Source organism: Litchfieldella rifensis (genome assembly GCF_042646605.1).
Taxonomy (GTDB): domain Bacteria; phylum Pseudomonadota; class Gammaproteobacteria; order Pseudomonadales; family Halomonadaceae; genus Litchfieldella; species Litchfieldella rifensis.
The window spans coordinates 106,526-121,601 of the sequence record NZ_JBHRUG010000001.1 but is presented as its reverse complement, the minus strand read 5'-3'; the positions used below and the strand labels follow the sequence as shown (position 1 = coordinate 121,601).

General features: G+C 62.5%; 12 protein-coding genes. 7 read left to right on the top strand and 5 right to left on the bottom strand.

What is annotated here, in order from left to right; translation table 11 throughout:
- Positions 1-90 precede the first annotated feature (90 nt).
- Positions 91-1,002, top strand: coding sequence for a LysR substrate-binding domain-containing protein (locus ACFOEV_RS00525; RefSeq protein WP_386770502.1), 912 nt, complete (start codon positions 91-93; stop codon positions 1,000-1,002).
- A gap of 9 nt (positions 1,003-1,011) precedes the next feature.
- On the opposite strand, the gene ACFOEV_RS00520 is transcribed toward ACFOEV_RS00525, so the two are convergent.
- A complete protein-coding gene (locus tag ACFOEV_RS00520) occupies positions 1,012-3,294 on the bottom strand; it encodes a xanthine dehydrogenase family protein molybdopterin-binding subunit (RefSeq protein WP_386770501.1) in 2,283 nt (760 codons plus the stop codon).
- 182 nt (positions 3,295-3,476) lie between these two features.
- Here ACFOEV_RS00520 and ACFOEV_RS00515 point away from each other — a divergent pair, with 182 nt between their 5' ends.
- Positions 3,477-3,971: a MarR family winged helix-turn-helix transcriptional regulator gene (locus ACFOEV_RS00515; RefSeq protein ID WP_386770499.1), complete on the top strand. Its 495-nt coding sequence runs from the start codon at positions 3,477-3,479 to the stop codon at positions 3,969-3,971.
- A gap of 2 nt (positions 3,972-3,973) precedes the next feature.
- On the opposite strand, the gene ACFOEV_RS00510 is transcribed toward ACFOEV_RS00515, so the two are convergent.
- Genes ACFOEV_RS00510 through ACFOEV_RS00495 form a run of 4 tightly spaced genes read right to left on the bottom strand, consistent with a single transcriptional unit; the run spans position 3,974 to position 7,390 of the window.
- A complete protein-coding gene (locus ACFOEV_RS00510) occupies positions 3,974-4,630 on the bottom strand; it encodes an N-carbamoylsarcosine amidohydrolase (RefSeq protein ID WP_386770497.1) in 657 nt (218 codons plus the stop codon).
- An 11-nt stretch (positions 4,631-4,641) separates the two neighbouring features.
- Entirely contained in the window at positions 4,642-5,394 is a 753-nt protein-coding gene (locus ACFOEV_RS00505; RefSeq protein ID WP_449280231.1) for a maleate cis-trans isomerase family protein, read from the bottom strand.
- A gap of 14 nt (positions 5,395-5,408) precedes the next feature.
- A complete protein-coding gene (locus ACFOEV_RS00500) occupies positions 5,409-6,227 on the bottom strand; it encodes an alpha/beta fold hydrolase (protein ID WP_386770496.1) in 819 nt (272 codons plus the stop codon).
- The gene (locus tag ACFOEV_RS00495; RefSeq protein ID WP_386770494.1) at positions 6,224-7,390 is read right to left on the bottom strand and encodes an FAD-dependent monooxygenase; all 1,167 of its coding nucleotides are present in this window, start codon (positions 7,388-7,390) and stop codon (positions 6,224-6,226) included. Before ACFOEV_RS00495 ends, ACFOEV_RS00500 begins: the two co-directional genes overlap by 4 nt.
- A 342-nt stretch (positions 7,391-7,732) precedes the next feature.
- Between ACFOEV_RS00495 and ACFOEV_RS00490 the strand changes: the two genes are divergently transcribed.
- The 5 genes from ACFOEV_RS00490 to ACFOEV_RS00470 all read left to right on the top strand — a co-directional run bounded on the left by ACFOEV_RS00490 (position 7,733) and on the right by ACFOEV_RS00470 (position 14,121).
- Entirely contained in the window at positions 7,733-8,791 is a 1,059-nt protein-coding gene (locus ACFOEV_RS00490) for a 2,5-dihydroxypyridine 5,6-dioxygenase (protein WP_386770492.1), read from the top strand.
- Between the two features lie 47 nt (positions 8,792-8,838).
- The gene (locus ACFOEV_RS00485; RefSeq protein ID WP_386770490.1) at positions 8,839-9,321 is read left to right on the top strand and encodes a (2Fe-2S)-binding protein; all 483 of its coding nucleotides are present in this window, start codon (positions 8,839-8,841) and stop codon (positions 9,319-9,321) included.
- Complete coding sequence (locus tag ACFOEV_RS00480) at positions 9,318-12,341, top strand: c-type cytochrome (protein WP_386770488.1); 3,024 nt, start codon at positions 9,318-9,320, stop codon at positions 12,339-12,341. The genes ACFOEV_RS00485 and ACFOEV_RS00480 overlap by 4 nt, the downstream gene beginning before the upstream one ends.
- A gap of 77 nt (positions 12,342-12,418) precedes the next feature.
- Complete coding sequence (locus ACFOEV_RS00475) at positions 12,419-12,598, top strand: hypothetical protein (RefSeq protein WP_016417263.1); 180 nt, start codon at positions 12,419-12,421, stop codon at positions 12,596-12,598.
- Positions 12,599-12,600: 2 nt separating this feature from the next.
- Positions 12,601-14,121, top strand: coding sequence for a sodium:solute symporter family protein (locus tag ACFOEV_RS00470; RefSeq protein ID WP_386770486.1), 1,521 nt, complete (start codon positions 12,601-12,603; stop codon positions 14,119-14,121).
- Positions 14,122-15,076 lie beyond the last annotated feature (955 nt).

The window sequence follows — 15,076 nt, the reverse complement described above, 5'->3', positions numbered from 1 at the left end:
CCTCTTGCTGGTATCTGGCACCAGCCTAGGAACAATTATGCAAAATAGTTATCATGTAATAACAATATGGCTGTTCGGTGGAGCCGATATATGACCCCGCACGTGACCTTCCGCCAGCTCCAGATCTTCGTCGCGGTGGCCCGCGAAGGCACGGTGAGCGCTGCCGCACGGCAGCTCAGTCTGTCGCAATCCGCTACCAGTCAGGGGCTGTCCGACCTGGAGAATCAACTTGGTGTCGATTTATTCGAGCGACTGGGGCGGCGTCTACGACTCAACGATATGGGGCGTCACTTGTTACCGCGTGCCGAACGTCTGCTGGACGGGGTGGCAGATTTCGTGGCGGCGGCCCAGGAGCCAGAAGGGCAACTACGGGGCACACTCAACGTGTCGGCCAGTGCGACCATTGGTACCTATCTATTGCCGCCGTTGGCGGGACGCTTCAGCGAGGATCACCCGGCAGTTGATCTGCGTCTGAGACTGCGCAACACCGGCGAAGTGATCACGGATGTACTGCGCTTTGATGCCGACCTCGGCTTGATCGAGGGACAGTGTCATGAGCCTCGCTTGGCCAGTGCGGCATGGTGTGAGGATCGTATGGTGATCGTCTGCGCCCCACAGCACCCACTGGCGGCCAAGGGGCGGCTCGAAGACGCCGATCTTCAGCAAGCCCATTGGATCCTGCGTGAACCCGGGTCGGGGTCGCGTGAGATTTTCGAGGCCGCGTTGCTCCACCATGTGGAGCGCTTGCATGTACGCATGGAGCTCAGCCAGCACGAAGCGATCAAGCAGGCAGTACGGGCCGGCCTGGGCCTGGGGTGCCTGTCGTGGCTGAGCGTGTCGGGTGAGCTGGAAAGAGGGGAGCTGGTGGAGCTGGCGAGTGGACTGCATCTGACGCGAAGCTTTTCTCTGGTGTGGCATCCCGAGCGTTATCGCAGTCCACTATGGCAAGCCTTCAAGGTGTACCTTCTGGAGAATGAAGGAGCCACACCGGTGCCTTGGTGAACCTATAACTCATTCAAATAATAGTGATGCTGCGCCGGCTCTCGTTTGCCGAGAGGCGTGCAACCTCTTGCGAACCGAGTCGGGGGTAAACGGCGGTCGATAGAACCGTACCCCGGTGGCATCGAACAGGGCGTTGGCGATCGCCGGGGCGCCGGGCAGGGAGGTCGACTCGCCGACCCCCAGCGGAGGCTCCTCGGATCGGTCCAGGAGCAGTACGTCGATCTCGGGCAGTTCCGAGAAGCGCAGGATCGGATAGCCGCCCCATTCGCGGCTGACGGGCAGGCCGTTTTCGAACGCGACGCTTTCCTTCAAGGTGCGGCTCAAGGTCTGGATCACGTTGCCGTGCACCTGGTGGCGCACCCCCGCCGGGTTGATCATCAAGCCGGCGTCCTGGCCGACGACCAGACGTTCGATGACGATGCGTCCCGTCTCGAGATGCACCCTGAGGAAGACGGCCCAGGCCGCCAGGGCGGCGCCGAAGCCGGGGAACTTGCTGTGCACGTACTGGGCGTAGGCAAATCCGCGCCCCCATCGCCAACCGTCGCGTTCCCGCTCGGCGCTGGCCGCGAGACGAGGCGTCCATTCGGCGCGCTGCGCCACGGCAGCGACCAGGGAGCGGGCACGCTCGTCGCTCAAGTGACGAAGGCGATAGTCGACGGGGTCCATCCCGGCCATCCACGCCAGTTCGTCGATATAGCTTTCGTGGGCGAAGGTGTTGGGCAGGGCGGAGACGCCGCGTAGCCAGGCGGCACGCACCAGGGTCGGCACGTCATCGCAGGCGATGCGTCGGTGTGGATAGCGGTAGGGCGGCACCGCGGTACGGTCGCCCATCTCGAAGGGGATGTCGCTCGGTGCCACGGTACCGGTCAACAGTAGCGCCAGGGTCGGGGCATTGTTGGACGGATAGCGGTTCACGAAGTCGTAGCCAGCCGGGCTGCCGTCACCGTTCAATCCGCCGTCGACGTCCATGAGCTGCCCCGCGCCCTTGGGCTCCCAGCCATGCTCCTGTTCGCGACTTAGCTGTACCCGCACCGGACGGCCCACGGCGCGTGACAGCAAGGCGGCATCGGCGCCTACGTCGTCGGCGCAATTGCGACCGTAGCAGCCGGACGCTTCCATACGCTGAATGTCGATCATGCCCTCGTCGAGATCCAGCAGCCTGGCCAGGTCGGCGCGCAGGCTGTGGGGGTTCTGGGTGCCCGACCAGAGCGTGAGGCCTTCGTCGCGGTAGTCGGCCACCGAGCATGAGGGGCCGATCGAGCCATGCAATTGGTAGGGCCACACATAGGTGCGCTTCAGTCGGTGACTGGCTTGACCCAGGGCGGTGTCGACGTCGCCTTCCTCTAGCAGCGGGCGATGCTTGGCGGGCAGCTCGCGCAATGCCTGCTCCAGGTCATGCAGCTCGGGGAGTTCGGTGACGGGACGCCAGGTGACTTTCAGGCGCCGGGCGACTTCGATCGCCGCTTCCTCGCGTTTGGCTACCACGCCGACGAAGTCGCCGATGACCACCACCTCGACCAGGCCTGGGATATCGGCTACCGAGGACTCATCCACATGCATCAGGCTGTGGCCGACGAAATCGCCACGGTCGTGGCCGACATAAGGCGGTCGAACCACCCGGCCATGCAGCATTCCGGGCAGACGCAGATCGTGAACGAAGGTGAGTTCGCCGCTGACCTTGGCGGGAATGTCGACCCGCGGCGCTCCCTGACCGACGACACGGTAGTCGCCAACGGCTTTCAGGGCCACGTCATCGGCCAGTTTCAGGGCATGACGTTGCCCTTTCAGTAGCGCACCGTAACCGATGGCCTGTTGTGGATCGTCATGGAGATGGATTCGGCCGTCTTCGCTGCGCAGGTCCTCGGTGGCCGCGCCGAAGTGTGCGGCGGCGAGCGACAGCAGGTGGTGGCGGGCCTGGGCCGCCGCGCGGCGCAAGGGCTCGGCGGTGATCTGGATGGTGGCGCTGGCGATCGTGGGGCCCTGGTTCGGCACCTCGGTGGAGTTGCCGAGCACCATGCTGATGTCCTCGAGACGCACATCCAGCTCTTCGGCGACGATCTGTGCCAGGGCGGTGCGAATCCCGGTGCCCAAGTCGACGTGGCCATTGAAGGCCATGACATGCCCGTCGTCGAGTACGGCGACGAACAGCTCCGGCTCGGTCGGAATGAAATCGGAGTGCGTGCCGGGTTGCCCTGGTGCAGGCGTGGGGGGCACCACCGCGTCGCGGTAGACCACCAGTAGATCGGGGTCGTTGAGCAGGGAATGTCGCGGGGGCAGGGAAGAACGCGCCATCGAAGAGCTCCTGATGATTGATTCTCGAGGCAAGCGGATGTTGTCTCCGGTGGCAAAGCGGTTATAGTGTATACACTGTAAATATGCCGCAGTGACCGAGAGTTTTCCACCCTCTCATGAAGTGTCGAAATACCTCGTCATATACCGTGACCATGCGCCTTATGGAATGGATAGGATCGCCGATGCCAACCGAGACCCAACATCACGAATCGAAAAAAAGTGAGCGACACACGCCTTCCGAGCACGGTTACGATTTCTCGGAACAGGTCGGACACCTGTTGCGCAAGGCGTATCAGCGCCATACCGCGATCTTTCAGCGTCATAGTTGCGACAAGCAACTGACCGCGATCCAGTTCGTGACCCTGTGCACGGTGATGGATCACGGCCCCAGCTCGCTGACCGAGATCGTCAATGCCACGGCCATCGATCCCGCCACCATCCGCGGTGTCATCAAGCGGCTCAAGGCGCGCGACTGGATCACGCTTTCTACCGACCCCGCCGACCAACGCAAGGTCATGGTCAGCATTACGCCGCAGGGCGAGAACCTGGTCGAGGAGATGGTGCCGCGTGCCCAGCACGTCACCGATCTGACCATGGGCAACCTCAACCCCGCCGAGCGTGTCGCCTTGCTGCATCTGTTGACCAAGATGAACGAGCAAGGCGAGTCGGGGGAGTGAGGTCAGTCCCGGGCTTGGCGTCTGTCGTTGATATGGGTCAAGGCTTCCTCCAGGCCAATCACGTCGCCGTACTTGCTGTCGATGTCGAACAGGTTGGCTTCATGCGGGGCGGGGTGGCGGTCTCCCACGCATTCGCGTACCACCATCACACGAAAACCGTGCTGCATGCCATCGACCGCGGTGGCGCGAATGCAACCGCTGGTGGAGCAGCCGACGAGCACCAGGGTATCGACCCCCAGGGCCACCAGCGTCGGTGCCAGAGAGGTGCCGAAGAAGGCGCTGGCGTATTGCTTGGTAATCACCAGTTCATCGCCTTGGGGCGCCACCTCGGGGCAGAACTCGGCGTAGGGGTTGCCCGCCACCATGGCTTTCATCACCGGTGCCTTCTTCACCCATACGCCACCATCGAGATGATCGGGCCCGTGGTAGCGGATATTGGTATGGATGACCGGGATGCCAGCCTCTCGGGCCGCTGCCAGCAGGGGCGGCACGTTGGCCACGGCATCCACCACGCCAGGGGCATGGAGTGGCGAGCCCTCGGTGGTATAGCCCTGCATGAAGTCCACCACTATCAGGGCAGCCTTGCGACCGAATCCTATGCGGCTGTCCCACACGCCCTTGTAGTTGTCGGCGACCGAATTGGCCTCGCGATTCGACATGATGGCTCTCCTCAGTAGGCACCTGACAGCAGCGCACCGGCACCCGGCACTACCGGCTCCAGCTCCAGCGACTTGAGCATGGCGTAGGTGGTAGCAATGGCGGCGCTGATCACCGGCTTGCCGGTCAATGCCTCGACCTTGGCCACGGCGGGCAACGACGGCATCTGCACGCAGGCGGAAAGTACGATGGCGTCGGCCTCGGCGAGGTCGAGGGTTGAAACGATCTCCGGCAGTTTGGCCGGGTCGTGACGTGCCACCTCGAGGTTGTCGGGGATCTCGAGGGCGCGATAGTCGAGCACCTCGATGCCTTCCTGGCGGATATAGTCCACCACCAGCTCGGTCAGCGGTTTCATGTAGGGCGCCACGACCACCACGCGTTTGGCGCCGATTACCTGGAGCGCATCGACCAGGGCGCCGGCGCTGGAGACCACTGGTGTCTCCCTGCCGTTTTCTCGAGTGCGCTGGCGCAGACGTTGCTGCGATTCGCGATGGTAGCCGGGGCCCATCGACATGATCGCCACCAGGCAGGCATAGCCCATCACGTCCACGGCAGCGTCGGAGAGCTCCAGGGCGCAGCGGTCCGACTCGGCATCCATCGCCGACAGCTCTTCCTTGCTTACGGTCTTCATGCGCATGCGGCTGGAATGGAAAGTGAAGCGTTCGGGCCGGATCTGTTGTCGTGCCGTCAACATGGCGGGGATCTCGGTCTCCATGGTGACGTTCGAGCTGGGTACGATCTGCCCAATGCGGTAGGTCTTGGTCATGTCACTGTACTCCCTCAAAGCTCGGGGCCCAGGAAATCGCCGAAGGCGGTGAAGAACCCCTCGTAGTCGTCCCAGGGGATCATGTGGCCGGCATTTTCGGCGGTGGTGATGTGGATCGAGGGCAACAGTTCGCGGATCTCGGCCTTGTCGGCGTCCTGGATGACACCACCCTTGCCGGCACAGATCAACAGCGTCGGTACGTCGATACCGGGCAGGTCCTGGTGGATATCCACGCTGTGGAATTCCTCGAAGGCCTGGACGATCGCCGGCTCGAAACAGGTGTGCAGCCACTCGGCGCGCAGGCGCAGGTGCTCCTCGCTCCAGGTCGGGCAGTACTGGCGCATGGTCTCGATGTCGGCACCCTGGATGCAGTCGCGGATCGAATCGACGTACCAGGGCAGCTTGCTGGGATATTCGCGACGGCCGGGACCCGACACCGGCGGGTCGATCAGCACCAACTTGTCGACTGCCTTGGCGCCACGGGTCATGGCGCGAACGGCGAAACGGGCGCCCATGGAGTGCCCGGCCAGTACGGCATTCTCGAGCCCCAGGGCATGAGTGAAGGCGACCACGTCGTCGGCGCAGGTGTCGGTGTCGTAGTCGAGTTGCGGTCCGCTGGATGACAGGCCGCGCCCACGCACGTCGATGACGTAGGTGTCGAAGTGCCTGCCCAGACGCTCGGCGACGAAGCCCCAGGTGACGGCGGGGCTGGTGATGCCGGGGATCAGCACCAGTGGCTGGCCGGTGGAGGAGCCGTTGCCGCCATAACGAAGATAGTGTTGGCGAATGCCGTTGGCGTGCACGTTGGCGCCGTAGAGAAAGGTGCTGCTCATGCCGGACTCCCTGTGGTGGCGGGTTGAGGTTGCTTGAGAGGTTCCTCGAACACGTCGTAGCCGAATACCCATGACGGGTCTTCGTCATGGCGCAGCCAGGTGTTGTCATGGGAGACCTTCTGTACTCGCGAGGCGCGCTCGAAACGATTGGCCTTGTACAGTTCGAAGGCCTGCCGATAGCGGTCGGCACCGACTTCCTCCAGGCAACGCACCAGCATGGCGGCATCCTCGATGGCCATGGCCGCTCCCTGTGCCATGTGCGGCTTCATCGGATGACAGGCATCGCCCAACAGCACCAGGCGGTTGTCATGCCACAGTGGAAGGGGACTGCGCTCGAGCAGGGGCCACTTGGTCACCTTCTCGGTGCAATCGATCAAGGCCTGGACCACCGGGTGATAGCCCTTGAAGGCTTCGCGCATCTCCTCGCGCGAGCTGTCGATGAAGGAGGTGCCGTGGTTCCACTCCGGCTCGGGAACGCCAGTGACGTAATAGTACTCCTTCTCATCGCCGGTCACGAAGTAGACCATCATGTGCCGGTCTTCCGACCACCACTTCACGCAGGCTTCGAAATCCAGGTCGTAGGCGGCCAGTTTGTCGGCAGAGATGATTGCGCGGTGTGCCACCCAGCCGCTGTAGATGGGCGCCTCGGGGCCGAGCAGCTTTTCACGGATGCGGGAATTCACGCCATCGGCACCGATCACCAGGTCGGCTTTCTCGCTGGTACCGTCGGCGAAGCGCATGACCACCTTGTCACCGTTGTCGTCGACATCCACCAGGCGCTTGTCGAAATGAAGCCGCGCCGGATCGAGGGCATCGACCATCAGGGCATGCAGGTCGCCGCGGTGCACGGTGATGTAGGCGGCGCCGTACTCGCGGCGGGCGAATTCACCGAGCGGAATGCGTGACTGGTATTCGCCGGTCATGCCATCGCGGCTGAACCAGAAGTCGGGGTGGGAGCCCATGGCATTGAGTCGGTCTTCGATGCCGATGCGGCGCATCACCTTCATCACGTTGGGGCCGAGGTGGATGCCGGCACCCAGGCGCGAGAAGGCGGGAGCCTGTTCGAACACCTTGGTCGGATAGCCAGCCTGCTGCAGCAGGGCGCCGGCGGCGGCGCCGCCCAGGCCGGCGCCGATGACCGCGATCGTCGGTTTGTCGTTCATGGGAGGGGTCCTCTGTTGCTGTTGTTTGCAGGGTCCGCCATGCAGTCACGCCTGGATGGCGTGCCTCTTGCGTAAAAACAACGTATACACCATTTTGAAAAGGGTCAAGCACTGCTTTTTGACCCAGGTGATGCATGAGGATGTCTGGCTTGAAAATACGGAAGATCGCGACTAATACTGGGTATAAAGGTATTTTCACGAGGTTGGTTTCGTTCTTGCCAGTCCTTGGGAAAGGGTGCTATACCTTGTAGACACATCAAGTAATAAGCGTATACACCATAAATTACAAATCAAAGAGGACCTGCACCCTGCTGGTGCGGGACGGGAAGAAAAGGTGACAAGATGCCAGTCAGTCAGAGCGAATTGACCCAGCACTTCGAGCACGTGTTGAAGCTGTCACGGGTGGACGAGACCCAGAGTGTCGCGGTGCTCAAGAGCCACTACTCCAACCCGTTCATCGTCACGGCCGCCATGGAGGCGTCGTACCGGCTAGGAGCCAAGGCCTATGCCGTCGAGCTGCCGGCCTTCAACCACCGCACCGCCATGGGCAACGATCTGACGGCCTATGTCGGCCATACCGCCCTGACCGGCCATCCTGCGGCGCAGCAGGCGCTGATGGCAGCCGACCTGGTGGTCGATACCATGATGCTGCTGCACTCGCCGGAGCAGGAGGCGATCCTCAAGTCCGGCACCCGCATCCTGCTGGCCGTGGAGCCGCCGGAGATGCTGGCGCGCATGCTGCCGAGCCTGGAGGACAAGCGGCGGGTCGAGGCGGCGCGTCAGCCCTTCGAAGCGGCCGAGACCTTCAGGGTGACATCGGCAGCGGGAACTGACTTCCGCGCCAGGTTGGGCCAGTACCCGGTGGTGACCGAGTACGGTTTTGCCGACGAGCCGGGGCGCTGGGACCACTGGCCGAGCGGTTTTCTGTTCTCGTGGCCCAACGAGGGCAGCGCCGAGGGCAAGCTGGTGCTCGACATCGGCGATATCCTGTTGCCCTTCAAGACCTACGTGCGCGACAAGCCGGTCACGCTGGAGATCGAGGAAGGATTCATCCGTCGCATCCATGGCGGCTTCGATGCCGAGTACCTGCGCGAGTACATGGCCCACTTCAAGGATCCCGATGTGTATGCCATTTCGCACATCGGCTGGGGGCTGCAGCCCCGTGCGCAGTGGACGGCCCTGGGGTTGCATGACAAGAACGATGCCATTGGCATGGACGCGCGTGCCTTCCATGGCAACTTCCTGTTCTCCACCGGTCCCAATACCGAGGTCGGCGGGCCGCGCAACACGCCATGCCACATGGATATCCCCATGCGCCATTGCTCTGTCTACTTGGATGACATGGCGGTGGTGAAAGAAGGTGACGTGGTGGCGCCGGAGGCATCGCGTATCGAGACCTGACCCGCTCCCAGTGGGGAGCGAAAGCCAACAACAACGATCGAATCCCCATGACACGAACGCTGACCCTGACCGTCAATCGGCAGTCGCACCGTATCGCGGTGGCACCGGAAACGAACCTGCTGCATGTGCTGCGCAATGACCTGGCACTGAACGGCCCCAAGTACGGTTGCGGCCTGGGCGAGTGCGGCGCCTGCACCGTGCTCGTCGATGGCCTGGCGGCGCGCGCCTGCGTGCTGCCGGTGGCGGCCGTCATCGGTCATGAGGTGACGACGCTCGAGGGGTTGGCAACGCCTGATGGGCTGGACCCGGTGCAGACCGCGTTCATCGAGAAGCAAGCGGCGCAGTGCGGCTATTGTCTCAACGGCATGATCATGAGCGTGCGTGCGCTGCTCAACCGTGACCCTCACCCCTCCAAAGAGTCGATTCGGGCCGCTCTCGAGCACAACCTGTGCCGCTGCGGCACGCATGTCGAGATCCTCGAGGCTGCCTATCGGGCCGCTGGTCATGACGACGAGGAGGGATGCGCATGAACGCTTCCGCATCTCATCGCTCGACAGGCATCGATCGGCGGCCCGAGTCGCTTGGTGGCGAAGGGCGATTCGGGGTCGTGATCCGCCCACCCGCCTACCGTCTTGATGACGGCACTTTTGTCTGCTCTCGACTGCAGGGTGTGGATCACAAGAGCGTCGCGACACTACCAGGCAGGATCGAGGTCGTGGTCGAGGGCAACTTCGTGGGTGTCGTGGCCACCAGCTTGCAAGCGGCGCGCGAGGCGGCCCGGCGCTTGCGACTGGAGTGGCAGCCATTGGAGGTTGCGGAAAATGGCACCCAACAGGGGCGGGCGTTGCGAGTGGAGTCGTCGCATCAGGAGAACCCTGCCGAAGCGGACGCAACGCTAGGTCGGTATCTGACACGGCACTATGGCTGGCCAAGCCGGATGCGCTGGGGCGACGAGCCGGGCTGGGTCGTTGCCGACCATGGTCGTGATCGGCTCGATATCTGGGCGCCAACGACGACCCCGGTGCTGCTCGAGCGCGACCTGATGGCGCTCACCGGCCTGGCCGGGGAAGCCATCGAACTGCACGATGTGGCTTCAGGATCCGGCATCGGCAGGCACTGCGGCGACGATGCCGCCGCCGATGCGGCGCTGTTGTCCAGGGCGGTGGGGCGACCGGTCGCCGTGTGGTTGGATGCCAGCTATGCGCGCGATGTCGAAGCCCTGGGCCAGGCCCAGCGCATAGCCGTCAGTGTCGAATGGAATGCACAGGGCGGGATCGAGCGCTATCGCAATCGTCAGGAGCTTGTCGGCAGCGATACGCCGGTGGTGGCGCTGTGGCTGAGCGGCATGCTCGAAACACGCCGACACGACGACGATGTCGCGACCGGCGAGCCGGCGTCGCCGCCGTTCTCTCCCTATGTGTTCCGCGACCAGCGGTTGGCTGTCCCCGGTGAGGCGCGGGGAAGCCATGACGACGGTCGTGCGCTTGAATGGCAGCATGGCTTCGCTCGGGAATCCTTCCTCGATGAGGTGGCCAGGGAAAGCGGTCAGGACCCCGTGGCCTTGCGCCTGCGCCACCTCGACGACCCTCGCGGTGTGGAGCTGATCGAGTCGGTGACCCGGCGCGCCGGATGGTCCTGGCCGACCAAGGCCAGCGAGGAGGGATCGACGGCGGATGTGCGCCGTGGCCGCGGCTTCGCCTATGCACAATTGCCCGACCGGCATGGTCGTGTCGAGGAAGGCGTTCGTTCGGCGTGGGTTGCCGATATCGACGTCAACCGGGTTACCGGCGACGTGCGCCTGACCCGTCTGGTCGTCGGTCAGGACTCCGGTCCCTTGGTCGATACGGCGCAGTTGCAGAAGACATTGCAGCAGCGGGTGCTGGGGGTGGCCAGGCCATTGCTGGCCAGGGAGCCGAGTTTCGACGAATGGGGCGAGAATGGGGGCGGTAATCGCGATTCGTCATCCATGCAGGAGAGCCGACGCGGTCTGGTCGCCGAGGCCCGAAATGTCGCCGGGACATCTTGTTCCACCCCTATGACGCGCAGCGATGGCGAGCCGGTATCAGCCTTGTCGCCACTCGACGAAGCGGACCTTTCGCCCGGTGTCGCGGTGATCGCCAATGCGCTCTTCGATGCCACTGGTGTGCGTTTCCGCCAGCCCCCCTTTACCGCCAGCCGAGTACGCCAGACCTTGCAGGGTGAGTGCGGAGCAAGGGGTGGCGAGGCGGCAACCGGACGACGCGCAACGCGCTGGCGCTGGCTCACCGGCGCGGCGGTGGTGACGGCAGGAGCGGCTGCCATGTTGTGGCCCTGGAAATCGCCTATCGCACCGGTGGCCCGGCCAGCCGCCAATCTGTATTCGGTGGAGACCATCGAGCGTGGGCGGCTGGTCGCCGAGGTGGGCGATTGCGTCATTTGCCATACCGCCGAAGGCGGTATCGATAATGCCGGCGGCAGGGCCTTCGATACGCCCTTCGGCACGCTTTATAGCACCAACATCACGCCCGACGAGGCGACCGGCATCGGCAACTGGTCCTATGCCGCCTTCGAGCGGGCCATGCGTCACGGTATCAGCCGCGACGGTCGGCACCTGTATCCGGCCTTTCCCTACACGGCCTTCGCCAAGACCAGCGACGCCGACATGCAGGCACTCTACGCCTACCTGATGGCGCAGCCCGCGGTCAGTGCGGAGCCGCCGGCCAACGAACTGTCGTTTCCGTTCAACGTGCGCGCGCTGCTGGCCGGCTGGAACGCACTGTATCACGATGCCAGCCCTTTCCAGCCCGATCCGTCCCAAAGCGATCTGTACAATCGCGGCGCTTATCTCGCCGAGGGGCTGGGGCATTGCAGTGCCTGCCACTCGCCGCGCAATGCCTTGGGCGCCGAGCAGGGAGGTGAGCGCTACCTGGCCGGCGCCTTGGTGGAGGGGTGGGAGGCGCCGCCTCTCAATACCCTGTCCCGCTCGCCGATTCCCTGGAGCGAGGAGTCGCTATACCAGTACCTGCGCGGTGGCGAGTCCGAACTGCATGGCGTGGCATCGGGGCCAATGGCACCGGTGGTGGCCGGGCTTGGTGAGCTTCCGGAGTCCGATGTGCGCGCCATCGCCCATTATGTGGCGGCCCAGATGAACGCACCGGCAAGCGATGCCGACGATGTTCGCCTCGAGGCACAACAGCTAGTGGCCAGGGCGGCAACGAGTCCTGCTGGCCTGGAAGCTGGCGAGCGTCTCTTCGATGGCGCCTGCGCCTCCTGCCATGTCGACACCGGCCTGCCATCGTTCACTCAGGCCAAGGTGTCACTGGCACTCAATACCAACCTGTATAGCGAGCGCCCCGACAACGTCATCCAGTCGATTCTGGGCGGCGTGCACGCGACCAACGTTCCCGGTATCGGCGAGATGCCGGGTTTCGCCGACAGCTTCAGCGACTCGCAGGTAACGACCCTGGTCGAGTACCTCCGGGCCCGTTTCGCACCTGGGGAACCCGCCTGGTCGGGAATCACCGAACGCGTGTCGCAAATCCGCAAGGACGATAACAAGACGCACGGCTAAGTGCGTGACACCGATTTTCGCCACGACCCATGGCGAAAAACTCCCACTCTGACGCTACGAACAAGACGAGGTGGAACATGCAACGAAGTAAATGGGTATGGCTGGTATGGGCGGTGGTGCTGCTCTGCTACCTGGTCCCCTACACCCTGCTGACCGACGTGCAAGCGTGGTACGGAAGCTTCCTGTTCTGGACCGTCGCCGGTCTGGCCGTGATTGCGCTGAATGTCTTCATCACAAAAGACTTCGAGGGGAAATGATCATGACCGAGTCGCTTATCTGGTGGTCGGTGGCGATCTACCTGCTGGTTGCCATCGCCATTGCCATCCTGTCCCGCCAGGGCAAGTCGCAGGACATGTCGGGGTACTTCCTCGGCAACCGGCAAATGAATGGTTTCGTCTCCGCGCTGAGTTACAGTGCCACGACCTATAGCGCCTTCATGATGGTCGGGCTGGCCGGCCTGACCTATGCGGGCGGCGTCGGCGCGCTGGGCTTCGAGATCGTCTATTTCGCCGGCGTGTCGCTGGTGGCGATCTTCGGTCCGAAATTCTGGGCGGTGGGCAAGAAGTTCGGCTTCGTCACGCCCAGCGAGATGCTTGGCCACCGTTATAACAGCAAGCACGTCGCCATGGCGGTGTCGATCGCCAGTTGCGTGTTCCTGATTCCCTATGCCGCCGTGCAGCTCGCCGGGGTCGGCTATCTGCTCCAGGGCACCACGGGGGGCGCCATTCCCTTCACCACCGGCGTGATACTGGCTACCGCCATTGCGATCTTCTTCTCCTACGTGGCGGGTATTCGCTCGGTGATGTGGACCGATTCGCTACAGGCGATCATGATGGTAGTGGCCTCGACCCTCGTCGCTCTGCTGGTCATTCAGGGGCTGGGCGGCTTCGGTGCCTTGTTCGACACCCTGGCCACCGAGCATCCGCAGTCGCTGACGGTGCCAGGTAGCGGCCTGTTCAGTTTCGTCACCTTCCTGGGCCTGACCATTCCCTGGTTCTTCTTCAGCCTTTCCAACCCGCAGGTCAGCCAGCGCCTGTTCATGCCGGCATCGCTGCGCTCGATGCGCCAGATGCTGCTCGGCTTCCTGGTCTTCGGCTTCATCTATACCCTGGTCTCGGTGCTATGGGGCTTCTCGGCACTGGCGGCTTTCCCTGGGCTGGAAAGCGCCGACCTGGCCACCCCGACACTGCTCGGTTCCGTGCATGTCCCACCGCTTCTCGGCGTGATCGTGATGATCGGCATCATGGCTGCCGCGGTTTCCACCATCGATTCGATCATGCTTACGCTCTCCTCGATGCTGGCACGTGACGTCTATGCCAACGTCAAGCCCGGCACGAGCGAGAAACGCCAGCTGATCGTCGGCAAGGTGGTGATTCCGGTGATCGCCCTGATGGCGCTTGGCTTCGCCGAACTGCAACTCGACCTGATCGCCGTATTGTCGGTAGCCGCTTCTTCCGGTCTGGTGGCCGTGGTACCGGCGATCATCGGCGCCTTCTACTGGAAGCGCGGTACCGCTGCCGGTGCCCTGGTCAGTGTCATCGGTACCGGTACCTTCGTGCTCTTCGTCTATGCCATCGGCAACTCTTTCCTGGGCCTGCCGGCCGGCATTTGGGGCATCATCGTTTCCAGCGTGCTGTTCGTCGGCGTGAGCCTGTTGAGCAAGGCGCCGCAAGCGAGGGCTGACGAGTTCCTCGATGCGATAGCGAGCCAATTGCGGATTCGCAAGACTGCCGGTGTGGTATCCGAACCGCCACTTCAGCAGGCCAAGGCAGGCCACTGAGCCGACATCGTGGTCTGATTAAGAAGTAATGGTTCGTTGATGGATGAGTGCCGTGGCGGGAAGGTATCCCGCCACGGCACATGCCTTCAGCCATACCGTATAGAAATGCGCAGTTTGCGCTCCGTGGCCTTGGTCATATCTCAAGAATTCCTGCATCGATTCCTTCGCTGAGCCATGCACAAGCAGCGTATTGGTCAGCTTCATTAGCCAAGGGTAGGACTCACAATTCCTTGATCTCTGGTTCGAGTCCAATTGGGCCAACCATCCCTGCAAGTAATACTTTCCACCATATATTCTGATATTCATGAAACATGGAAGATGTCTGTCGCTCACCGGAGAAGTGATGGGGCATTGTCAGACTAAAGCCACCTTGTCGGACGCTGCCTCGACCTCGATCGATGACGACGCATGTTTTTGTATCTTCTTTACCCAACCTGAAAAAATAACAATAAGAAATGATTTATTACGAGCAGTTTCTGGCACGAATAAAAACGTTGATCCCATTATTCAGGAAGATCAATGTGTTGTGGTAGTCCTTCTTCTCAAATCCTATGCCGATCATGAGCGGACTTCCAACTGGATGCCTCTAATCTTTTGGCTCCTTAAAATAGTTATTTTGCCTTTTCCGCCACGAGCTATAATCAATTGGCCAAAGCCGGACGCCCACTTAAGGCGGTCAAAAAGGCTAAGCGCTAAGAACCTAGGCTTGCTCCGTTCAGTCAACCCATCTTCTTCCCGCGACTCCTCTTCCCCAAAATAATGTCGGGTATGGCTGTTGGCATGATTGGGTACATTGATCACAGCGTCGAATATCGGCGAGTGATTCGTGAGGCAACAATTTGTGCATGAGCACAATGAGGTATCCCATGAAATTCATGACGTTGGCCGCTACCTTCGTCGTTGGTATGCTTGCTGCAAACACTGTTATGGCATCGGATTCGTCATTCCTGGAACA